This is a genomic window from Variovorax sp. ZS18.2.2 (genome assembly GCF_024701975.1).
Classification (GTDB): domain Bacteria; phylum Pseudomonadota; class Gammaproteobacteria; order Burkholderiales; family Burkholderiaceae_C; genus Variovorax.
Genome location: NZ_JANLNM010000001.1, coordinates 2,091,397 through 2,112,158, shown reverse-complemented (window position 1 = coordinate 2,112,158; position 20,762 = coordinate 2,091,397). Strand labels below are relative to the sequence as shown.

Annotated in this window: 18 protein-coding genes and 2 tRNA genes; 12 read left to right on the top strand and 8 right to left on the bottom strand. The window is 66.7% G+C overall.

What is annotated here, in order from left to right; genetic code table 11:
- The first annotated feature begins 22 nt into the window (after positions 1–22).
- Together prpF and NU688_RS09890 are read left to right on the top strand one after the other, a co-directional pair.
- A complete protein-coding gene (prpF, locus tag NU688_RS09895; protein ID WP_257860358.1) occupies positions 23–1,219 on the top strand; it encodes a 2-methylaconitate cis-trans isomerase PrpF in 1,197 nt (398 codons plus the stop codon).
- Positions 1,220–1,236: 17 nt separating this feature from the next.
- Positions 1,237–2,097 (top strand): oxaloacetate decarboxylase, encoded by an 861-nt coding sequence (locus tag NU688_RS09890; protein WP_257860357.1) that lies wholly within the window; start codon positions 1,237–1,239, stop codon positions 2,095–2,097.
- A gap of 64 nt (positions 2,098–2,161) precedes the next feature.
- Here NU688_RS09890 and NU688_RS09885 read toward each other — a convergent pair.
- The 5 genes from NU688_RS09885 to NU688_RS09865 all read right to left on the bottom strand — a co-directional run bounded on the left by NU688_RS09885 (position 2,162) and on the right by NU688_RS09865 (position 5,192).
- Positions 2,162–2,238 (bottom strand) — tRNA-Arg (locus tag NU688_RS09885).
- A gap of 47 nt (positions 2,239–2,285) precedes the next feature.
- Positions 2,286–2,362, bottom strand: a tRNA-Pro gene (locus NU688_RS09880).
- Between the two features lie 46 nt (positions 2,363–2,408).
- Positions 2,409–3,113: a glutathione binding-like protein gene (locus NU688_RS09875; protein WP_257860356.1), complete on the bottom strand. Its 705-nt coding sequence runs from the start codon at positions 3,111–3,113 to the stop codon at positions 2,409–2,411.
- Positions 3,114–3,209: 96 nt separating this feature from the next.
- On the bottom strand, positions 3,210–3,473 hold the full coding sequence (locus NU688_RS09870) for a UBP-type zinc finger domain-containing protein (protein ID WP_257860354.1): 264 nt from the start codon (positions 3,471–3,473) through the stop codon (positions 3,210–3,212).
- Positions 3,474–3,512: 39 nt separating this feature from the next.
- Positions 3,513–5,192 (bottom strand): FAD-dependent oxidoreductase, encoded by a 1,680-nt coding sequence (locus NU688_RS09865; RefSeq protein WP_257860353.1) that lies wholly within the window; start codon positions 5,190–5,192, stop codon positions 3,513–3,515.
- A 145-nt stretch (positions 5,193–5,337) separates the two neighbouring features.
- On the opposite strand from NU688_RS09865, the gene NU688_RS09860 reads away from it, so the two are divergent.
- The 3 genes from NU688_RS09860 to NU688_RS09850 all read left to right on the top strand — a co-directional run bounded on the left by NU688_RS09860 (position 5,338) and on the right by NU688_RS09850 (position 9,024).
- Positions 5,338–6,225, top strand: a complete 888-nt coding sequence (locus tag NU688_RS09860) for a GNAT family N-acetyltransferase (RefSeq protein WP_257860352.1) — start codon at positions 5,338–5,340, stop codon at positions 6,223–6,225.
- A 179-nt stretch (positions 6,226–6,404) separates the two neighbouring features.
- The gene (ppk1, locus tag NU688_RS09855) at positions 6,405–8,543 is read left to right on the top strand and encodes a polyphosphate kinase 1 (RefSeq protein ID WP_257860351.1); all 2,139 of its coding nucleotides are present in this window, start codon (positions 6,405–6,407) and stop codon (positions 8,541–8,543) included.
- Positions 8,544–8,562: 19 nt separating this feature from the next.
- Entirely contained in the window at positions 8,563–9,024 is a 462-nt protein-coding gene (locus NU688_RS09850; protein WP_257860549.1) for a histidine phosphatase family protein, read from the top strand.
- Positions 9,025–9,154: 130 nt separating this feature from the next.
- On the opposite strand, the gene NU688_RS09845 is transcribed toward NU688_RS09850, so the two are convergent.
- The gene (locus NU688_RS09845; protein ID WP_257860350.1) at positions 9,155–10,675 is read right to left on the bottom strand and encodes a Ppx/GppA phosphatase family protein; all 1,521 of its coding nucleotides are present in this window, start codon (positions 10,673–10,675) and stop codon (positions 9,155–9,157) included.
- Between the two features lie 256 nt (positions 10,676–10,931).
- Between NU688_RS09845 and pstS the strand changes: the two genes are divergently transcribed.
- The 7 genes from pstS (at position 10,932) to phoR (ending at position 17,679) form a co-directional block, all read left to right on the top strand.
- Positions 10,932–11,966, top strand: a complete 1,035-nt coding sequence (gene pstS / locus NU688_RS09840; RefSeq protein WP_257860349.1) for a phosphate ABC transporter substrate-binding protein PstS — start codon at positions 10,932–10,934, stop codon at positions 11,964–11,966.
- A gap of 35 nt (positions 11,967–12,001) precedes the next feature.
- Positions 12,002–13,081 carry a phosphate ABC transporter permease subunit PstC gene (gene pstC / locus NU688_RS09835; protein ID WP_257860348.1) on the top strand — a complete coding sequence of 360 codons (1,080 nt, stop codon included), beginning with the start codon at positions 12,002–12,004 and terminating at the stop codon, positions 13,079–13,081.
- A complete protein-coding gene (pstA, locus tag NU688_RS09830) occupies positions 13,078–13,962 on the top strand; it encodes a phosphate ABC transporter permease PstA (protein WP_257860347.1) in 885 nt (294 codons plus the stop codon). The genes pstC and pstA overlap by 4 nt, the downstream gene beginning before the upstream one ends.
- A gap of 19 nt (positions 13,963–13,981) precedes the next feature.
- Positions 13,982–14,761 carry a phosphate ABC transporter ATP-binding protein PstB gene (gene pstB, locus NU688_RS09825; protein WP_093435048.1) on the top strand — a complete coding sequence of 260 codons (780 nt, stop codon included), beginning with the start codon at positions 13,982–13,984 and terminating at the stop codon, positions 14,759–14,761.
- 9 nt (positions 14,762–14,770) lie between these two features.
- Positions 14,771–15,472: a phosphate signaling complex protein PhoU gene (gene phoU / locus NU688_RS09820; RefSeq protein ID WP_013540927.1), complete on the top strand. Its 702-nt coding sequence runs from the start codon at positions 14,771–14,773 to the stop codon at positions 15,470–15,472.
- Positions 15,473–15,604: 132 nt separating this feature from the next.
- On the top strand, positions 15,605–16,297 hold the full coding sequence (gene phoB / locus NU688_RS09815) for a phosphate regulon transcriptional regulator PhoB (RefSeq protein WP_056580146.1): 693 nt from the start codon (positions 15,605–15,607) through the stop codon (positions 16,295–16,297).
- Positions 16,298–16,341: 44 nt separating this feature from the next.
- Entirely contained in the window at positions 16,342–17,679 is a 1,338-nt protein-coding gene (gene phoR, locus NU688_RS09810) for a phosphate regulon sensor histidine kinase PhoR (protein ID WP_257860345.1), read from the top strand.
- Between the two features lie 7 nt (positions 17,680–17,686).
- On the opposite strand, the gene NU688_RS09805 is transcribed toward phoR, so the two are convergent.
- Together NU688_RS09805 and NU688_RS09800 are read right to left on the bottom strand one after the other, a co-directional pair.
- Positions 17,687–19,030 carry an MATE family efflux transporter gene (locus tag NU688_RS09805; RefSeq protein ID WP_257860344.1) on the bottom strand — a complete coding sequence of 448 codons (1,344 nt, stop codon included), beginning with the start codon at positions 19,028–19,030 and terminating at the stop codon, positions 17,687–17,689.
- Between the two features lie 3 nt (positions 19,031–19,033).
- Complete coding sequence (locus tag NU688_RS09800) at positions 19,034–20,761, bottom strand: hypothetical protein (protein ID WP_257860342.1); 1,728 nt, start codon at positions 20,759–20,761, stop codon at positions 19,034–19,036.
- Position 20,762 lies beyond the last annotated feature (1 nt).

Here is a 20,762-nt window from a genome sequence, read left to right as displayed (position 1 = left end):
CACCGTCACCTTCATCAACTCCATGGCATCCGTTCCCCAGATCAAGATTCCCGCCGTCTACATGCGCGGCGGCACCAGCAAGGGCGTGTTCTTTCGCCTGCAGGACCTGCCCAAGCCAGCGCAGCAACCCGGCCCGGCGCGCGACGCGCTCCTCTTGCGCGTGATCGGCAGCCCCGACCCCTACGCCAAGCAGATCGACGGCATGGGCGCGGCCACCTCGTCCACCTCCAAGACCGTGATCCTGTCGCGCTCCACGCGGCCGGACCACGACGTCGACTACCTCTTTGGCCAGGTCTCCATCGACAGCGCCTTTGTCGACTGGTCGGGCAACTGCGGCAACCTGTCGGCGGCGGTCGGGCCGTTCGCGATTGCGCAGGGGCTGATCGATCGTGCGCGCGTGCCGCAGAACGGCATCTGCACCGTGCGCATCTGGCAGGCCAATATCGGCAAGACCATCGTGGCCCATGTGCCGATCACCGAGGGCGAGGCGCAGGAGACCGGCGACTTCGAACTCGATGGCGTCACGTTCCCCGCGGCCGAAGTGCCGCTCGAATTCATCGATCCGGCCGACCAGGGCGATGGTGAAGGCGGCGGCGCGATGTTCCCGACCGGCAAGGTGGTCGACGACCTCGAAGTGCCCGGTGTTGGCACGTTCAAGGCCACGCTGATCAATGCGGGCATTCCCACCATCTTCGTCAACGCCGGCGACATCGGCTACACGGGCACCGAACTGCAGGACGCGATCAACGGCGATGCGAAGGCGCTGGCCATCTTCGAGACCATCCGCGCATACGGTGCTGTGAAGATGGGGCTCATCAAGGACATCGCCGAAGCGGCCAAGCGCCAGCACACGCCCAAGGTCGCCTTCGTCGCACCGCCGAAGAACTACACGGCTTCCAGTGGCAAGGCGGTGCAGGCGGCGGATATCGACCTGCTGGTGCGTGCGCTCTCGATGGGCAAGCTGCACCACGCCATGATGGGCACGGCGGCAGTCGCCATCGGCACGGCCGCGGCGATTCCCGGCACGCTGGTGAACCTCGCGGCCGGTGGCGGTGAGCGCCAGGCCGTGCGCTTCGGCCATCCTTCGGGCACGTTGCGCGTCGGCGCAGAGGCCCGCAAGGCCGACGATGGCGAATGGGTGGTGACCAAGGCCCTGATGAGCCGAAGCGCCCGTGTGTTGATGGAAGGCTGGGTGCGCGTACCCGGCGACAGTTTCTGATGATTGGAAGTTCTCGAATGTCCACCCGCAAACAACTCAAATCCCTCGCCGAGGCTCGCCGCGGCCTCATCGTTCCCGGCGCATTCAATGCGCTCTCGGCCAAGGTCGTCGAAGACCTGGGCTTCAAGGCGATCTACATCACCGGCGCCGGCGTCACCAACATGTGGTTCGGCATGCCCGACCAGGGTTTCATGGGCCTCGCCGAAATCGCTGACCACACGGCGCGCATCCGCGATGCGGTGTCGGTGCCGCTGATCGTGGATGCCGATACGGGTTTCGGCAACGCGCTGAACGTGCGTCACACGGTGCGCACGCTGGAGCGGGCCGGTGCCGACTGCATCCAGTTCGAGGACCAGGTGGCGCCCAAGCGCTGCGGCCATTTCTCGGGCAAGGAAGTGATCTCTACGGAAGAAGCAGTCAGCAAGATCAAGGCGGCCGTCGATGCGCGGCAGGATCAGGATCTCTTGATCATGGCCCGCACCGACGCGGCCGCCGTGCATGGCTTCGAGGCTGCGGTCGAGCGGGCGCAGAAGTTCGCGGAGGCGGGGGCGGACATCCTGTTCGTCGAAGCGGTTACCACTGCAGATGAGATTCGTGCGCTGCCGCAGCGTCTGGCCAAGCCGCAGTTGATGAACATGGTGATCGGGGGCAAGACGCCGATCTTCAATGCGACGGATCTGGGTGAGCTGGGGTACGGGATCGTGCTTTACGCCAATGCGGCACTGCAAGGGGCGGTCGCCGGGATGCAGAAAGCCCTGACTGTGTTGCGCGATGAGAAGCAGGTGCTGGAATCGAGCGGGCTGGTCACGACTTTTGCCGAGAGGCAGCGGCTGGTCGGCAAGCCGGAGTGGGATGCGCTGGAGAAGCGCTATACGTGAGGAGATGCTGGCCCGGGAGCCGGGCTGCTTATGACGGCTCGTGGAGCGTCATGATCTCTTGAGATGGCCTGCCCGGAGGGGATCGAACCCCCGACAACCTGCTTAGAAGGCAGGTGCTCTATCCAACTGAGCTACGGGCAGATTCCGGGCCGGACAGAAGCAAAAACGAAAACACTGAAAAGAAAACTTGGTCGGGGCGAAAGGATTCGAACCTTCGACCCTCTGGTCCCAAACCAGATGCGCTACCAGGCTGCGCTACACCCCGACAAGCCCTCGATTCTAGCCCGGATATTGACCGGTTCCGGATTTTCTCAACGTTTCTCGTACTGCGTCTTGCCGAAAAGAACCTGGCGCTCCTTGTCGCCGGTGAGCGGCTGGCGCAGGTCGGCCAGCACTTTCACGCCGCGCTGCACGGCTGGGCGCGCGGCGATACCGTCGAACCAAGCCTTCAGATGCGGGAAGTCGGTGAGGGTGATGCCCTGGTTTTCCCAGCTGCGCAGCCACGGGAAGATCGCGATGTCCGCAATCGAATAGCTCTTGCCGGCGATGAACTTGCTCTTCGACAACTGCTTGTCGATCACGCCGTAGATGCGCCTGGCTTCATTGGTGTAGCGGTCTATCGCATAGGCGATCTTCTCGGGCGCATACAGGCGGAAATGGTGTGCCTGGCCGAGCATGGGGCCGACGCCGCCCATCTGGAACATGAGCCACTGCAGCACGTCGTAGCGTTCGCGGTCGCCGGTGGGCAGGAACTTGCCGGTCTTGCCCGCGAGGTAGACGAGGATCGCGCCCGATTCGAACAGCGAGATCGGCTTGCCGTCCGGACCGTCGGGGTCGGTGATGGCGGGGATCTTGTTGTTGGGGCTGATCTGCAGGAACTCGGGCGCGAACTGGTCGCCCTTGCCGATGTTCACAGGGTGCGCGTGGTAGGGCAGGCCGCACTCCTCCAGCATGACGTGAACCTTGTGGCCGTTGGGCGTGGGCCAGGAATAGACCTCGATGGGCGATGCGGGCATGTCTCGGGCTCCGGGGGGGTGTGATGGGAGGGAGGCAGCATATACGTGCCAATCCAAACCCGTGCCGGCGCGGGAATTCGCCTTGCGGCAGCGCTTTCAGCCCACCTGCAGCTGGTGCGCGTTGCACCACATCCAGTCTTCGCCGGGCTCGAGCGACTGAATGACCGGATGCCCCTCTGCCTGCGAATGCCGTGTGGCATGACGGTTCTTCGACGAGTCGCAGCAGCCCACGTGGCCGCAATGCACGCACAGGCGCAGGTGGACCCAGGTGTCGCCGGTCTTCAGGCAGTCCTCGCAGCCGCGCTGGGTGTGGGGTTGCGCGAGGGCGGAAGGCACGTGGTCGCAGGCTTTGATGGGCACCGAAGAATTCCTTGATTGGTATCTGATGGAGAAAGAGGGTCAGGCCACGGCCGTCGTCTGCGACAGGTGCTGATGGATCAGCGCCACCGCCGCAGCCCCTTCTCCGATCGCACCACCCACGCGCTTGACCGAGCCCGAGCGCACGTCGCCCACGGCGTACACGCCGGGCACGCTGGATTCGAGCGCCGTGGCCGGCCGCGCGGGAAAGCCGCTGCTCGCCGGCGCGCCGGTCAGCACGAAGCCGTGTTTGTCGACCGCGACCGCGCACCCCTCGAGCCACGAGGTCTCGGGTTCGGCGCCGACAAACAGGAAGATGTTGCGCGCCGGGCAGTCGTGCTCGTTGCCGCTCGTGTGACAGCGCCACGTCGCGCCCGTGAGGCCTTCGTCCGAACCGCCATGCAGGCGCACGAGTTCGGTGTGGGGCTGCAGCTCGATGTTGGGCGTGGCCTCGATGCGGTCGATGAGGTAGCGAGACATGCTGGCGGCCAGCGAGGGTCCGCGCACCAGCACGTTCACCTTGGCCGCGTGGCGCGCGAGGAATACCGCGGCCTGGCCCGCTGAATTGCCGCCGCCGACCAGCGCCACTTCCTGTTGCGAGCAGATCTTCGCTTCGATGGCCGAGGCCCAGTACCAGATGCCGCGGCCTTCGAATTCGGCAAGGCGGGGAACGTCGGGACGCCGGTAGCGTGCGCCGCTCGCGATGACCACCGTGCGCGCGTGGATCGTGCGGCCATCGGCCAGCGCAATGCCGAGGCTTTCGCGCTCGTTCTCGCGCGAGCAGTCGAGCGACGTGACCTTCGCCGGAATCAGCATCTCGACGCCGAACTTCTGCGCTTGCACGAAGGCCCGGCCGGCCAGCGCCTGTCCCGAGATGCCGGTCGGAAACCCCAGGTAGTTCTCGATGCGCGCGCTGGCGCCGGCCTGGCCGCCGAAGGCGCGGCAGTCGAGCACGATCACGCGCAGGCCTTCGGAGGCGGCATACACGGCGGTGGCGAGGCCGGCCGGCCCCGCGCCGACCACGGCCACGTCGAACAGCTCGTTGTGCTCGACGGTGTCGACCATGCCGAGGCAGCGCGCCAGTGCGTCCTCGGCCGGGTTCACGAGCACCGAACCGTCGGGACACACGGCCAGCAACTGGCAGGTGCCATATTGTTCGAGCAGCGCGGCGGCGTCGGGGTCTTCGGCGGCATCGACCAGGTGATAGGGATAGCCGTTTCGCCGCAGAAAGTTTTCGAGGCGCGCCATGTCGGCCGACTGCGGCTTGCCGATCAGCACCGGCCCACTCGCGCCGGATTCGATCAGCGCCACGCGCCGCAGGATCAGCGCGCGGGTGATGCGTTCGCCCAGGTCGGCTTCGGCCACCAGCAATGCGCGCAGTTGTTGGGGGGACACAAGCAGCGCCTCGACGTCTTCATCGGCATGCCCGTCGACCAGGGCAGGGCGGCCACTCAATTGGCCGACTTCGGCCAGGAATTCGCCAGGGCCCTGCCGCACGATCGGCACCACGCGGCCGAGCCCGTCGCGCTGCGTGACAGCGACCACGCCCTTGAGCAGCACGAACATGCCGGGTCCGGTTTCGCCGGCGGTAAAAAGCCGCTCGCCGCGCGCGAATTGCTGCACGCTGCCGAAGCGCGCGATGCGCGCAATCTCGGTGTCACTGAGGACAGGAAAGGTTTGGTGAAAGCGGCTGCTGTCGGTGCCGTTTGCTGCGGTGGCCATGTGTTCCAAGCTCCATGTCGCGAATCCACCGCATTAGACGACGAAGTACCGCAGACCGGCTGTAACACCGTCATACGCATGCAATCTTCCTGACACGCCGGCTTCATCGCAGGTGCGGAGACTCCCTCGGCAGAAAGGGTTCCACATGAAAGAACTGCCCAACCCGACGTTTCCGCTTTCGCAGATCGGGCTGCGCGCGGCCTTGTGGCCTGCGCCCACGGTCGCTGTAGCCAGTGCTTCCACCGCGGCCCGTGTGTCGGTGCCGCAGGCACCCGCCGTCATTCTTCCCCCGCCCGTCGAAGCCAAGCAAGGCATCACGGTTGGCTGGGCCCGCCATCTGGACGACGTGCGTGCCGCGCAGCGCCTGCGCTACGACGTGTTCGTCGGCGAAATGGGCGCCCGTGTCTCTTCGCCGCTGGCCGGCCACGACATCGACCTGTTCGACGACTTCTGCGAGCACCTCTTGGTGCGCGACGAGCTCACCAACCAGGTCATCGGCACCTACCGTGTGCTCACCCCGGCGCAGGCGCGCCGCATCGGCAGCACCTACAGCGACACCGAGTTCGACCTGACCCGCCTGCGCGACCTGCGCGAGCGCATGGTCGAGTTGGGCCGCAGCTGCGTGCATCCCGAACACCGCCAGGGCGGGGTGATCCTCGCGCTGTGGGGTGCGCTGGCCGGTTTCATGCACCGCAACAAGCTGGACACCATGATCGGCTGCGCGAGCATTCCGATGTCGCACAACGGTGTGACAAATGGTGACGCGGCCGCCAGCATCTGGCGGCAGGTCTCGGCCAGCCACATGGCGCCGATTCAATATCAGGTGCAGCCGCGCCTGCCGCTGCCGGTCGAGCGGCTGGACAGTACGCTCGACGTGGAGCCGCCGGCGCTCATCAAGGGTTACCTGCGTCTGGGCGCCAAGGTGCTGGGCGCACCGGCCTGGGACCCGGACTTCAACGCCGCCGACCTGCCGATGCTGATGCGCATCGACGATCTGCCGGCGCGCTACCGCAAGCACTTTCTCGGCGCATGAAACCGGTGGGCGTCCGTCCTGACGACGGGCCGCCCGCCCTCCCGCCGGGCATGATGGAGCCGCACAAGGCGGGGGATGCGGCGTCACATGAACGTCATTCAACTGTCACAAATGACATAGACACTGTCATATTTCAGTCTACGTCTGCTCCCGTGCCGCTTGCTCCAGAATCAGTGCCCATGTCACCAGCCCCCGCAGACCGGTCGCTCGCCGTCGCGGCGCCCACATTCACCCTGCTCGACCGGGATCACAGCATCCTGTCGTTCAACGAGCGCGTGCTCGACTGGGCCCACCGGCCCGAGGTCCCGCTGATCGAGCGTCTTCGCTACCTGTGCATCGTGTCCTCCAACCTCGACGAGTTCTTCGAGGTCCGCGCCGCGCCGCACCTGATCGCCGGCAGCGCCGGTGACCAGAAGGGCACCTACACCGTCGACTCGTTCGAACAACTGGCCGAGGCGGCGCACACGCTGGTGGCACGCCAGTACGCGCTGTACAACGACGAGCTGATGCCGACCTTCGCGACGCACGGCATCCACATCATTTCGCACGGCGAGCGCAATCCGGCGCAGCGCAAATGGGTGAGCGAGTATTTCGAGCGCGAGGTGCGCCCGCTGCTGATCCCCGTCGGGCTGGACCCGGCGCATCCGTTTCCGCAGGTGGCCAACAAGTCGCTCAACTTCATCGTGCGGCTGGGCGGCAAGGACGCCTTCGGGCGCGAGAACCCGATCCAGATCGTCAAGCTGCCGCGCGTGCTGCCGCGCCTGATCCGCATGCCGGCCAAGGTGTCGGACGGCAAGACGCTGTTCGTGGCGCTGTCGAGCGTGGTGCGGGCCCATCTGTCGAGCATGTTCCCGGGCCGCGAGGTGGGCGACTTCTCGCAGTTCCGCGTCACGCGGCATTCCGATCTCGCGGTGGACGAGGAAGACGTCAAGAACCTGCGCACCGCATTGCGCCAAGGCCTGCAGCACCGCCACTACGGACAGGCCGTGCGCCTGGAGGTGTCGGCCAGCTGCGCCGAATCGCTCGCGAGCTTTCTCCTGGCGCAGTTCAACCTGCCGCCTGAGTCGCTTTACCGCGTGCATGGGCCGGTGAACCTGGCCCGGCTCACGCAGTTGATCGACCTGATCGAAGAGCCGCAACTGCGCTTTCCGCCGTATTCCGCGTCGTTTCCGGTCACGCTGTCGCCCGCCCAATCGTTCTTCGAGCGCCTGCAGCGCGGTGACGTGCTGATCCACCAGCCCTTCGAGAGCTTCGATGGTGTGCTCGCCTTCCTGCGCGAAGCGGTGCTCGACCCGCAGGTGCTGGCCATCAAGCAGACTATCTACCGCACCGGCGCCGATTCGGAGCTGATGGACCTGCTGCGCGAAGCCGTGCGCCGGGGCAAGGAAGTCACCGTGGTGGTGGAGCTCAAGGCGCGCTTCGACGAAGAGGCCAACATCAACTGGGCCGAGATGCTCGAGTCGATCGGCGCGCAGGTGGTGTATGGCGTGGTGGGCCTGAAGACCCACGCCAAGATGCTGCTGGTGACGCGCCGCGAGGGCAAGCAGTTGCGCCGCTACGGCCATCTTTCCACCGGCAACTACAACCCGCGCACCGCCAGGCTCTACACCGACATCAGCCACCTCACGGCCGATCCGCTGCTGACGGCCGACATGGAGGCGGTGTTCGTCCACCTGGCGAGCCAGAGCCGCCTACCCAAGCTCAACCGCATGTGGCTCGCGCCCTTCGACCTGCACAAGAACCTGGTTGCGCAGATCGACGCGCTGGGCCTGGCCGCATCGAACGGTGAGCCGACGCGCATCGTCGCCAAGATGAACGCGCTGACCGACGACGCGCTGATCGCCGCGCTGATCCTCGCGGGGCAGAAGGGCGTGAAGATCGACCTGATCGTGCGCGGCGCCTGCACGCTGCCGGCACAGGTGCCGGGCCTCACCGACAACATCCGCGTGCGCTCGGTGATCGGGCGGTTCCTCGAGCATTCGCGGGTCTTCTATTTCCGCAACGGCGAGGACGAATCGCTCTACCTCTCGAGCGCCGACTGGATGAACCGCAACATGATGCGGCGCATCGAACTCGCCTGGCCCGTGACCGACCCGGGCCTGCGCCAGCGCCTCATCGACGAGTGCCTGGTGGCCTACCTGCACGACGGCCGCGACGCCTGGGACCTGGGCGGCGACGGTATCTACGCGCGCGTCGACCACGACACGCATCCGGGCGAGGCGGGCGCCTCCCGCGTGGTCGAGGCCCACGGTGCCCAGGCCGCACTCATGAACCGTTATGCATCACGAGGGCATCACGATGATGCATCCAGCAACTGATGTTCGAAAGACGATGACCATGGACTTGATCTTCTGGCGTCATGCCGAAGCCGAGGACTGGACCGAGGGTTGTGACGACATGCAGCGTTCGCTCACCGCACGTGGCGAAAAGCAGGCCAAGCGCATGGCCAGCTGGCTCGATCGGCAACTGCCCGACGGCACCCGCATCATCTGCAGCCCTGCACGGCGCTGCGAGCAGACCGCCCTCGCGCTGGGCCGCAAGTACAAACTGCGCAGCGAGCTGGCGCCCGACACCACGGCCGATGCGGTGCTCGGCGCGGCCGGCTGGCCCAACGGCAAGTCGGTCGTGCTGATGATTGGCCACCAGCCCTCGGTGGGGCAGGCCATCTCGCTCCTGCTCGGGCTGAAGCAGGACAGCTGCCCGGTGCGCAAGGGCGCACTGTGGTGGATCCGCACCCGCGAGCGCGACGGCGATGTGCAGACCGTCGTGGTGACGGTGCAGTCGCCCGAGCTGCTCTGAAGTTTTCTTCGCGTCCGCGGCGGGGCATTTTTCAAGAACACCGCGGAACCGGCTTTGCCGGGCCGCTGGTGTTGCCCCCGGCGAGGGGGTTGGCGAAGCGACACGAAGTGCGCGAAGCCTGGGGGAGTGCTTAGATTCCGGTCAGTTCCACGCGCCAGTTGCTGGTTTTCTGCCAGGCCAGCACTTCCTCGCGCAGGAGGTGGGCCGACTGCGGATAGGCATCGGCCCAGTCAGGCGCGCACACGATGGTGAACGCCCGTGCGCCCAGCGCGGCGAGGTGCAGTGCCTGCGGATCGGGATCGCGGCGCGCGTGGCAGAGGATCACGGCCAGCCGCAGCGCGAGCAGCTGCATCACGAAGGTCTCGTCGTCGAGCGAGGCTTCGAGCTTGCGCAGCTTGCCGCGCTGTCCCAGCACCAGTTGGCCGAGCGCATGCAGCTCGTTCACCGCGAAGCCGGGCGCGTCGGTGTTGTCGAGGATGTAGGCGCCGTGCTTGTGATAGTCGCTGTGCGACACAAGCGCGCCGATCTCGTGCAGTTGCGCGGCCCAGCCGAGCTTGCGCAATGCGCGGCCCGCGCGGTTGGAGGTGCTGCCGCCGCGCGCGGCGGGCGCGAGCTGCACGAACAGCGAAGCAGCGGCGTCGCCCACCCGCTTGGCCTGTGCGGGGTCGACCGCGAAGCGCGTGGCGAGCCGCGCCACCGTGGCGGTGCGCATGTCGGCCACGCTCTCGTCGCGCTCCAGCAGTTCGTAGAGCACACCGTGGCGCAGGGCGCCCTGGGCAACCTTCATTTCTTCGATGCCGAGCAGGTCGAACACCGCGCGCAGGACGCTCACGCCGCCGCCGATCACGGCCTTGCGGTCTTCGCGCATGCCGTCGATGCGCAGCTTGTCGGCGCTGCCCGCCTTGAGCAGGCGGTCGAGCAGCCAGTCCAGGCCCTCGCGGGTGACGAGGCCGGGCTCCGCGCCGGCCGCGGCCAGCACGTCGCCGACAGCGCCGATGGTGCCGGAGGCACCGTAGGCCACGTCCCATTGGTCGCGGGTGTAGCTGCCGAGCGCGTCGTCCAGCACCGCCTTGGCGGCCACTTCGGCGGCGCGGAAGGCGGCAGGCGTGAACTGGCCCTCGGCGAAGTGCTTCATCGACCAGGCGACGCTGCCGACGCGGTAGGACTCCATCAGCTCGGCATCGAGCGCGCGGCCGATGATCATTTCGGTGGAGCGCCCGCCGATGTCCACCACCAGGCGGCGCTCGCGGTCGGAGGCGTCGGTGTGGGGGAGCATGTGCGCCACGCCCTGATAGATAAGGCGGGCTTCTTCCCGGCCCGGGATCACGTCGATGCCGAAGCCCAGGATGGTGCGCGCGCGCAGCAGAAATTCTTCGCGGTTGCGCGCTTCGCGCAGCGTCTGCGTGGCGACGGCGCGCACCTGCGAGCGCTTGAAGCCGGCCAGGCGCTCGCCGAAACGCGCCAGCGCGTCCCAGCCGCGCTGCATGGCTTCGGTCGTGAGATTGCGTGCGCTGTCCAGGCCATTGCCCTGGCGCACCGTTTCCTTCAGGTATTCGGTGCGGTGGATCTGGCCGTGGTCGACCTGTCCGATTTCGAGCCTGAAGCTGTTGGAACCGAGATCGACTGCGGCGAGGCGGGTGCCGTTTTGCATGTAGTTGTAGTGAAGAGGGCGGTGTTGTCTTTGATCGTAGCGCCGTGACAGGCGCGCCGCCTCCCGAATCACTCAGCGGCGAGGTTGGAAGGCTAGGCGCAACGCATGACGGTTATGTGACAGCGTCACACGTCCGGCGGGGGAAAGATGGCCATTCTCCCTCGACAGAGGGGTGTCATATTGATGTCACACAAGCTTTCTAGAGTGCGTTCCAAGCCCGAAAGGGACTACTTCTTACTTCTAAAAAGGAAGCTTCATGAAAACGACGTTCAAATTTGCAACCGCCGGTCTCGTGGCCGCGCTGTTCTCCATTCCCGCCCTCGCACAAGACGTGACCGGCGCCGGCGCCAGCTTCCCGGCACCGCTGTATGCCAAGTGGGCTTCGGACTTCAACAAGGCCACCGGCGTCAAGATCAACTACCAGTCGGTCGGCTCGGGCGCTGGCCTCAAGCAGATCGAAGCCAAGACCGTCGATTTCGGCGCTTCGGACGCTCCCCTGAAGGACGACGAACTCCAGGCCAAGGGCCTGATGCAGTTCCCCACCGTCATCGGCGGCGTGATCCCCGTGGTCAACATCACCGGCATCAAGCCCGGCGAGCTGAAGCTCAACGGCCAGGTCCTGGGCGACATCTACCTGGGCAAGATCACCAAGTGGAACGACCCCGCCATCAAGGCGCTGAACGGTTCGCTCGCCCTGCCTGACGCTGCCATCGCCCCGGTTCGCCGTGCCGACGGTTCGGGCACCAGCTTCCTGTTCACCAACTACCTGAGCAAGGTCAACTCCGAGTGGAAGACCAAGGTCGGCGAAGGCACGGCCGTGAACTGGCCCACCGGCGCGGGCGGCAAGGGCAACGAAGGCGTCGCAGCCTTCGTGGGCCGCCTGCCCAACTCGATCGGCTACGTCGAGTACGCCTACGTCAAGCAGAACAAGATGGTCTACGCCCAGCTGCAGAACGCCGCCGGCAACTTCGTCTCGCCCGACGACACCGCCTTCAAGGCTGCCGCCGTTGCTGCCGACTGGAACAAGAGCTTCTACCAAGTGCTGACCAACCAGGCCGACAAGGGCGCATGGCCCATCACCGGCGCCACCTTCATCCTGATGCACAAGGTGCAGGACAAGCCCGCCAACGCGACCACCGTGCTCAAGTTCTTCGACTGGGCCTACAAGGGTGGCGACAAGACCGCTGACGACCTCGACTACGTGCCGATGCCCGACGCCGTCAAGGCCACCATCGCCAAGGCATGGGGTGACGTGAAGGACGCATCGGGCAAGCCCGTCGCGTTCAAGTAAGCCTTCCACCCACCAGTCCAGAACGCGGCGCATCCATGAGCAGCACATCGCTCGAGGACGCGTCGCTTTCGTCTTTGCCGGAGCGACCCGTGTCATCCACTCTTCCTGCTGCCGCCACGTACGACCTCGCGGCCGACCGTGGCCGCGCCACTGCGCTGCCACCGCCGGCGAAAGCGCCGCGTTCCGGTCCCATGGCCGACCGCATCTTCGGCTGGGCCGCCAAGGGCGCCGCGCTGCTGACGCTGGCGATGCTGATCGGCATCCTGGTGTCACTGGTCGCCGGTGCCTGGCCCGCCATTTCCAAGTACGGCCTCAGCTTTCTCACCAACAGCACGTGGGATCCGGTCAAGGAAGAGTACGGCGGCCTCGTGATGATCTACGGCACGCTGGCCACCTCGATCATCGCGCTGGTGATCGCGGTGCCGGTGAGCTTCGGCATTGCCCTTTTCCTGACCGAGCTGTCGCCCAACTGGCTCAAGCGCCCGCTGGGCACGGCCATCGAATTGCTCGCCGCCGTGCCGTCCATCGTGTACGGCATGTGGGGCCTGCTGGTGTTCGGCCCGATTCTCTCGACCTGGGTGCAGCAGCCGCTGCAGAAGCTGCTGACCGGCGTGCCGTACCTGGGCGCCCTGGTGTCCGGCCCGCCCGTGGGCATCGGCATCCTGTCGGCCGGCATCATCCTGGCGATCATGATCATTCCGTTCATTGCCTCGGTGATGCGCGACGTGTTCGAGGTGACCCCGCCGCTGCTCAAGGAGTCGGCCTACGGCCTCGGCTCCACCACCTGGGAGGTCGTCTCCAAGGTCGTGCTGCCCTACACCAAGGCCGGTGTGATCGGCGGCATCATGCTCGGCCTCGGCCGGGCGCTGGGTGAAACGATGGCGGTCACGTTCGTGATCGGCAACATGAACCAGCTCAACTCGCTGTCGGTGTTCGAGGCTGCCAACAGCATCACCTCGGCCCTGGCCAATGAATTCGCCGAAGCCGGCGCGGGCCTGCATCAGGCTGCGCTGATGTACCTCGGCCTCGTGCTGTTCTTCATCACTTTCGTCGTGCTGACGCTTTCCAAGATCCTGTTGGCCAAGATGAAGAAGAGCGAAGGAACCAAGTCGTGAGCACTGCGCAAGACCTCATCAACGCCAAGGCGCTCACCGAGATGCGCCAGGCCAGGTTTGCTTCGCGCAACCGGGTCAACAAGATCGCCCTCACGCTCTCGCTCGCCGCCATGGCGTTCGGCGTGTTCTGGCTCGTGTGGATCCTCTGGGAAACGCTGCGCCTTGGCATCGGCGGCCTCGCCCTCGCCACCTTCACCGAAATGACGCCGCCGCCGAACGAGGCGGGCGGTATCGCCAACGCGATCTTCGGTTCGTTCGTGATGGTGATGCTCGCCACCTTCGTGGGCACGCCGATCGGCATCATGGCCGGCATCTACCTGGCCGAGTACAACCCCAAGGGCTGGCTCGCCTCGGTCACGCGCTTCGTCAACGACATCCTGCTGTCGGCGCCCTCGATCGTGATCGGCCTGTTCGTCTACGCCGTGGTGGTGGCCTATTTCAAGACCTTCTCGGGCCTGGCCGGTGCGCTGGCGCTCGCGCTGATCGTGATTCCGGTGGTGATCCGCACCACCGAGAACATGCTGCAACTGGTGCCGCCGGGCCTGCGCGAAGCGGCCTACGCGCTCGGCACGCCGAAGTGGAAGGTCATCATCAGCATCACGCTGCGTGCCGCGCGCGCCGGTGTGGTCACGGGCATCCTGCTGGCCGTGGCGCGCATCGCGGGCGAAACCGCACCGCTGCTCTTCACTGCGCTGAACAACCAGTTCTGGACCGCCGACGTGAGCCAGCCGATGGCCAGCCTGCCGGTCACGATTTTCAAGTTCGCGATGAGCCCGTACGAGAACTGGCAGCAGCTGGCCTGGGCCGGCGTGTTCCTGATCACCGTCGCCGTGCTCGCCCTCAATATCCTGGCGCGGGTCCTCACGCGCAACAAACACTGACTGAAGAAGAAGATCTCCCATGCCAAATACCGTCGCACAACCGTCGCGCTCGAAGATCTCGGTCAAGGACCTGAACTTCTACTACGGCAAATTCCACGCGCTCAAGGGCATCAACCTCGAGATTCCAGAGAACAAGGTCACGGCTTTCATCGGCCCGTCGGGCTGCGGCAAGTCGACTCTGCTGCGCACCTTCAACCGCATGTTCGAGCTCTATCCCGAGCAGCGCGCCGAAGGCACGATCGCCCTGGACGGCGAGAACCTGCTCACCTCCAAGCAGGACGTGGCACTGATCCGCGCCAAGGTCGGCATGGTGTTCCAGAAGCCCACGCCGTTCCCGATGTCGATCTACGACAACATCGCCTTCGGCGTGAAGCTGTTCGAGAGCCTCTCGGCCAGCGAGATGGACGACCGCGTCGAGTGGGCCCTGAAGAAGGCCGCCCTCTGGACCGAAGTGCGCGACAAGCTCCAGCAAAGCGGCTCGGGCCTCTCCGGCGGCCAGCAGCAGCGCCTGTGCATTGCGCGCGGCATCGCGATCAAGCCCGAAGTGCTGCTGCTCGACGAGCCGTGCTCCGCACTCGACCCGATCTCGACCGCCAAGATCGAAGAGTTGATCGCCGAGCTCAAAAACGAGTACACCGTGGTCATCGTGACGCACAACATGCAGCAGGCGGCCCGCTGCAGCGACTACACCGCCTACATGTACCTGGGTGACCTGATCGAATTCGGCGCGACGGAGCAGATGTTCTTCAAGCCGCAGCGCAAGGAAACCGAGGACTACATCACCGGCCGTTTCGGCTAAGGAGACACCATGAGCGAGAAACATCTTTCCAGCCAGTTCGACAGCGAACTCAACGGCGTCTCGTCGCGCGTGATGGAGCTCGGCGGCATGGTCGAGTCGCAAATCCACACGGCGGTGTATGCGCTGCTGCAGTTCGACGCCGAGGCGGCCGACCGCGTGATGGAAACCGAGCACCGCGTCAATGCGATGGAAATCGACATCGACCGCGAGCTTTCGTCGATCATCGCGCGCCGCCAGCCGACGGCACGTGACCTGCGCCTTTTGATCGCCATCAGCAAGACCACGGCCAACCTCGAGCGCGTGGGCGACGAGGCGAACAAGATCGCGCGCATGGTCAAGTCGATCATCGAGAGCGGTTCGGCCCGTCAGCTGCCCACGACCGAGTTGCGCATCGCCGCCGACCTGGCCTCGGGTCTGCTGCGCACCGCGCTGGACGCCTTTGCGCGCCTGGACACGGCCGCGGCGCTGTCGATCCTGAAGGACGACGACCTGATCGACAAGGAGTTCGATGGGTTCGTTCGCAAGCTGGTCACCTACATGATGGAAGACCCCCGTACCATCTCGGCGAGTCTCGACCTGCTGTTCCTGGCCAAGGCCATCGAGCGCATCGGTGACCACGCCAAGAACATCGCCGAATTCATCATCTACATCGTCAAGGGTGCCGATGTGCGGCACACTTCGATGCAGGAAATCGAGTCCGCGCTTCAATGACAAACCCCCAGGCTTGTCCACTTCGTGTGGCCGCCAACCCCCTTGCAGGGGGTAGCGACAGCGGCCCGGCGAAGCCGGTTCCGCGGCGTTCGCTGGAAGGGACCGGGGGTGACTGGCAAGTGAGCAAATAACATGAAGAAACCCCGAGTCCTGATCGTCGAAGACGAGTCCTCGATCGCCGAGCTGATCGCCGTCAACCTGCGCCACAACGGCTTCGAGCCGATCTGGTCGGAAGACGGTGCCGCAGCGCAGCGCGAAATCGACGCCTTCCTGCCCGACCTGATCCTGCTCGACTGGATGCTGCCGGGCCAGAGCGGCCTGCAGCTCGCGCGCCAGTGGCGCAAGGACCCGCGCACCAAGGCCATCCCGATCCTGATGCTGACCGCGCGCGGCGACGAGCCCGACAAGGTCGCGGGCCTGGATGCCGGCGCCGACGACTACATCACCAAGCCCTTCTCCACGCAGGAAATGCTGGCGCGTATCCGCGCAGTGCTGCGCCGCCGCGCACCCGAAGTGGTGACCGAGCGCGTGGAAATCGGCGAGCTCGCGCTCGACACCTCCACGCACCGCGTGACCTGGCAGGGCGCTGCGCTCAAGGTCGGCCCGACCGAGTTCAAGCTGCTGGCCTACCTGATGCAGCATGCCGAGCGCGTGCACAGCCGTGCGCAGCTGCTCGACAAGGTGTGGGGCGACCACGTCTATATCGAGGAACGCACGGTCGACGTTCACGTCAAGCGCCTGCGCGAATCGCTGGGTGCCGCCGCGCCGATGGTCGAAACCGTCCGGGGAGCAGGCTACCGCCTGACCGCCCAAGTCACGGTTTGATCGCCGTGGCGTCCCTCGGCCGCGGGCGCGGATAATCGCCCGCCATGCCTTTCCGAATTGCTACTTTTTTAATAGCGTCCCTTGCAATAGGCGCGGGCGCTGTCGGCATTTTTGGCTGGAAGTTCGGATGGCTGGGCGCCTGGTTGGGCGCGGTGCTGTGGCTGGGGCTCGACGCCTGGCGCGCCGAACGGCTGCTGCAGGTGCTGCGCAACGACGCCACGGGCCTCCCGACCCGTGGACCCGGTGTCTGGGGCGAACTGGCCGAACGCATCCGCAAGCTGCTGCGCGACCGCGAGCAGCAGACCCGCCAGGCCGAAGACCGCCTGCAGGAATTTCTGGCCGCCATCCAGGCTTCTCCCAACGGCGTGATCCTGCTCGACGAACAGGGCCGCATCGAATGGTGCAACCAGACGGCGGCGGCCCAGTTCGGCATCGACGCCGAGCGCGACCTGCTGCAGCACCTGGCCAATCTCGTGCGCGACCCGGCCTTCGTGGCCTACCTGGCGTCGTGGAACTACAGCCGCGATGTCGTCATCGACGCTTCCGGCCCGGGCCATACGCACCAGCGCAGCCATCCGGTGCGCTTGTCGGTGCAGGTGCATCCTTACGCGGGCAACCGCCGCATGCTGCTCACGCGCGACATCACGGCGCTGGAGCAGGCCGAGGCGATGCGGCGCGATTTCGTGGCGAACGTGTCGCATGAGATCCGCACGCCGCTCACGGTGCTGGCGGGCTTCGTCGAGACGCTGCAGAACCTGCCGCTCGATGCGGACGAGCGCACGCGCTATCTCTCGCTGATGGGGCAGCAGTCGCACCGCATGGAAACGCTGGTGAACGACCTGCTGACGCTGTCGCGGCTGGAGGGCAGCGCGGCGCCTTCGGGCAGCCAGTGGATCCGCATTCGCGCCCTGCTGGCGCAGTGCGAGGATGAGGCGCGCGGCCTGTCGGGTCGGCTCGCGCCGCTGGGTCATCGGCTGTCTTTCACTATCGATGCCGAGTCCGAGATATCGGGCGCGCCGACCGAGTTGCAGAGCGCGATGTCGAACCTGCTGAGCAACGCGATCCGCTACACGGCCGGCGGCGGCGAGGTGGCGGTGAGCTGGCGGGTGCTGCCCGACGGGCGCGGCGAGTACGCGGTGAAGGACACCGGGCCGGGCATTGCCGCCGAGCACATTCCGCGGCTCACCGAGCGCTTCTATCGCATCGACCGCAGCCGTTCGCGCGAGACCGGCGGCACGGGACTGGGGCTGGCGATCGTCAAGCACATCGCACAGCGGCATGGCACCGAGCTGCGCATCGAGAGCACGGTGGGCAAGGGGAGCCGGTTCGCACTGGTGTTCCCGGCTATGCGGGTGCGCGAGGCGCGCGTGCTGGTGAAGTGAGCAGGGTCTAGCCTGCTCGTTTCTTCATCGTCCACCGCAGCAGCGCGCTGAACAGCAGGGCCGTGAGCGCCAATGCGCCGGCGCTCATGATCCAGAACGCCAGCGGCGATTGCATCGCTGCCCAGGGACCGAGGCCACGATAGGCCAGCAGGTAGCTGCCGCCGAGCCCGAGTCCCCAGAGCATCGTGCAGTAGATGACCAGCGGCGCCAGCGTTACCCGGTAGCAGCGCAGCACGAACACGCACAGCGTCTGCAGGGCATCGGCGATGTGGTAGAGCGCCACGACGGGCAGCAGCGAGGCGGCCAGCGCGATCACGGCCGGGTTGTCCGAGTACACATTCGCGAGTTCGTGGCGCAGCGCGACCATCGCGCCCGCATAAACCAGCGCACACAGCATGGCCAGTTCGAAGCCAAGGCGGCAGGCGCGCCGCGCTTTCGCGGGATCGCCGGCGCCGAGCCAGAAGCTCACCCGCGCGCTGGTCGCGATGGCGAGCGAGAGCGGCATCATGTAGGCCACTGCCAGCAGGTTCGAGGCGATCTGGTGTGCGGCCGCCGCGGCGGTGCCCAGGCGTGCGATGAAGAGTGCCATCAGCGTGAACGAGGTCACCTCCACCAGCACCGCCAGGCCGCCGGGAACACCCAGCCGTGCGAACTGGCGGATCTGGTGCCAGTCGGGCGGCTCGATGCGTTCCCAGAGCGCATAACCGCGATAGAAGGGGCTGCTGCGCAACAGCCAGACCGCGCAGCCGAGCATTGCCCAGTTCACGCACAGCGTGGCCCAGGCGCAGCCGACGAGACCCATCGCCGGCAGGCCCGCGCCGCCGAAGGTGAACCAGATCGACAGCGGCAGCTTTACGACCAGCGAGCCCAGTTGCAGCCAGGTCACGAGCTGGGGTTTGCCCAGACTTTGGTTCAGCGTGCTGAAGAGGCGAAAGAGCAGAGACGGCGCCAGCGCGAAGGCGAGCACCGCGAGGTAGGCCTCGACCTCGCCGCGCATCTCCGCCGGCACCTGGGTCCAGCGCAGGGCGCCACCAGGCAGCAGCAGCGCAATCATGCCCACCGCGATGGCGATGCTGGCCAGGTAGAGCGACTGCCGCACCGAGCGGCCCACCTCACCGCTGCGACCTGCGCCGTGCAGTTCGGCCCACACCGGCAGCAGCGCCTGCAGCACGCCCATCAGCGAGACATACACGCTCACGAAGATGGCCGCACCGACCGAGAGCGCGGCCAGCGCGTGCTCCGAATAGCGGCCCGCGATGATGGTGTCGGTCACGCCGAAGGCCATCACGGCCAGTTGGCCGACCAGCACCGTGCCGGCGTGGCGAGCGATCAGTCCCCGTTCGCCCGCCACGGGTCAGGGCACGATCTTTTGATAGAGCAGCAGGTCGTCCGCGGCGCTGCTGGGCCGGCGCAGGGTGCCGCTGAAGCGCCACTTCTCGAGGGGAATGATGGTGTGCAGCCGCTCGATCGTGTCGGGGCTCACCACCAGCCAGGGGCAGTCGGTGCCCAGCAGCAGGGGCTGCAGATTGAAGTTGCCGTGGTGGCGCAGCGCCGCGATGTGCGGCCGGCTGAGTGCCAGTTCGGCGATGCAGCTCGGCTGACCCACGCGCTCGGCGACGGCGCGCACCTGGGGCAGGTAGCTGCGCGCGTAGTCGATGGGCGGCAGCCAGAGCGTCATCAGCAGCATCCAGCAGAGGGCTGTGCCACCGGCCGGCAGCACCAGCGTCTTCCAGAGCGCGGCGCGGTGGCGCCCGGTGCGCCAGCGCACCAGCCAGCACCAGGCGATGGTCGCGGCCAGCGCGAGCACGAACGCGATCGGCGAGAACTCGGCCACGAAGCCCGGCACCAACCGCGCGACGCTGGCCGCAGGCTTGCGCGGCATGCCGGTCAGCATGGCGATCCAGTAGAGCCAGCCCAGCACGGCCAGGCCGCTGAAGAAGAGCACGTTGAACCAGTCGATCAGCGCCGCGGCGCTGCGCCGGAAGGTCGGCAGCGCGAAGGCAGCGAGCGTGGCGAAGGCGGGCAGGGCCAGCAGCAGCGAGCGGTCGGAGTAGTCGGTGGTCCAGGTGGCGGCCAGCGGCACGAGTGCGAACCAGAACGGCAGCGCGACATGACGCGCCGTGAGCTGGCGCCGCCAGCGCCAGAGCGTCCAGATCGCGAGCGGCCAGACCGGCCAGGTGAACCACAGCAGCAGCTTGGCCTGGCTGCGGATTTCGCCGAGCACCGAGTTGCCGTCGAGTGTGATCTTCCATTGCGTCAGGCCGAGCCCGAACACCAGCGCCGTCGCCAGCAGTGTGACGCCGATCATCGTGAGGAGGGCGCCGCGGGTGTAGCCGGGGCCGTCGTCGGTGCTGGCATCGATCCCCGCCTTGGCGGTGCGGCGCCGCTCGTAGGCGATGTAGAGCGCGCTGCCCGTGGCCAGCGCCAGGCCCACCGTCGGGGCGCCGCTCAGCGTCATGCCGAGCGTGCCGATCAGCAGCGCGATCACCGGGCCCGCGCGGCGGTATGGCAGGGCAGCCACGCCGTAGAACAGGTGCGAGGCGAAGTACAGCTGCGCCAGGGCGGGCGTGGTTTCGTGGCCGAGCTGGGCGAGACCCAGGCAGGCGATCAGCGCGAGCAGGCCGCCATCGGCGATCGCGCGCGCGTAGTCGGTCGGGCGCGCCTCGCCGCCGAAAGCGAATGCCACCGGCTGCGCGCGTGCCGTGCGGGCGAGGTAGTAGACGGCGTACCAGGTGGCGGTGAAGGTGCCCCAGAGCAGCAGCGCGAAGACGAATCGCACGGCCAGGTCGGGGTTCAGCCACGCGGGGGCGAGCTTGATCGCCAGGGCGCCGATCCAGTACGGGACCAGCGCGGGCGTCTCGGGCTGCATGCCCAGCAGGAGGGGATCGAACCAGCGCGCGATGCCTTCGGTGCTTCGGGCCAGTTCGGCCATGTAGCCGAAGGCGGTGATGTCGGCGCTCTTCCACGGTCCGCGCCCGACGAGGCCCGGCAGCAGGTAGGCCGCGCACAGCAGCAGCAGCGCGATGCGTGGCAGCCGGCGCACGGCATTCTGGGCAACGATCGCGGGAGTGGGCTGGTTCAAA

Excerpts from the sequence above, each read along its gene's own strand:
- prpF (WP_257860358.1), top strand. The coding sequence starts at position 23 with ATGGCATCCGTTCCCCAGATCAAGATTCCCGCCGTCTACATGCGCGGC.
- NU688_RS09890 (WP_257860357.1), top strand. The coding sequence starts at position 1,237 with ATGTCCACCCGCAAACAACTCAAATCCCTCGCCGAGGCTCGCCGCGGC.
- NU688_RS09875 (WP_257860356.1), bottom strand. The coding sequence starts at position 3,113 with ATGCCCGCATCGCCCATCGAGGTCTATTCCTGGCCCACGCCCAACGGC.
- NU688_RS09865 (WP_257860353.1), bottom strand. The coding sequence starts at position 5,192 with ATGGCCACCGCAGCAAACGGCACCGACAGCAGCCGCTTTCACCAAACC.
- NU688_RS09860 (WP_257860352.1), top strand. The coding sequence starts at position 5,338 with ATGAAAGAACTGCCCAACCCGACGTTTCCGCTTTCGCAGATCGGGCTG.
- ppk1 (WP_257860351.1), top strand. The coding sequence starts at position 6,405 with ATGTCACCAGCCCCCGCAGACCGGTCGCTCGCCGTCGCGGCGCCCACA.
- NU688_RS09850 (WP_257860549.1), top strand. The coding sequence starts at position 8,563 with ATGGACTTGATCTTCTGGCGTCATGCCGAAGCCGAGGACTGGACCGAG.
- NU688_RS09845 (WP_257860350.1), bottom strand. The coding sequence starts at position 10,675 with ATGCAAAACGGCACCCGCCTCGCCGCAGTCGATCTCGGTTCCAACAGC.
- pstS (WP_257860349.1), top strand. The coding sequence starts at position 10,932 with ATGAAAACGACGTTCAAATTTGCAACCGCCGGTCTCGTGGCCGCGCTG.
- pstC (WP_257860348.1), top strand. The coding sequence starts at position 12,002 with ATGAGCAGCACATCGCTCGAGGACGCGTCGCTTTCGTCTTTGCCGGAG.
- pstB (WP_093435048.1), top strand. The coding sequence starts at position 13,982 with ATGCCAAATACCGTCGCACAACCGTCGCGCTCGAAGATCTCGGTCAAG.
- phoU (WP_013540927.1), top strand. The coding sequence starts at position 14,771 with ATGAGCGAGAAACATCTTTCCAGCCAGTTCGACAGCGAACTCAACGGC.
- phoB (WP_056580146.1), top strand. The coding sequence starts at position 15,605 with ATGAAGAAACCCCGAGTCCTGATCGTCGAAGACGAGTCCTCGATCGCC.
- phoR (WP_257860345.1), top strand. The coding sequence starts at position 16,342 with ATGCCTTTCCGAATTGCTACTTTTTTAATAGCGTCCCTTGCAATAGGC.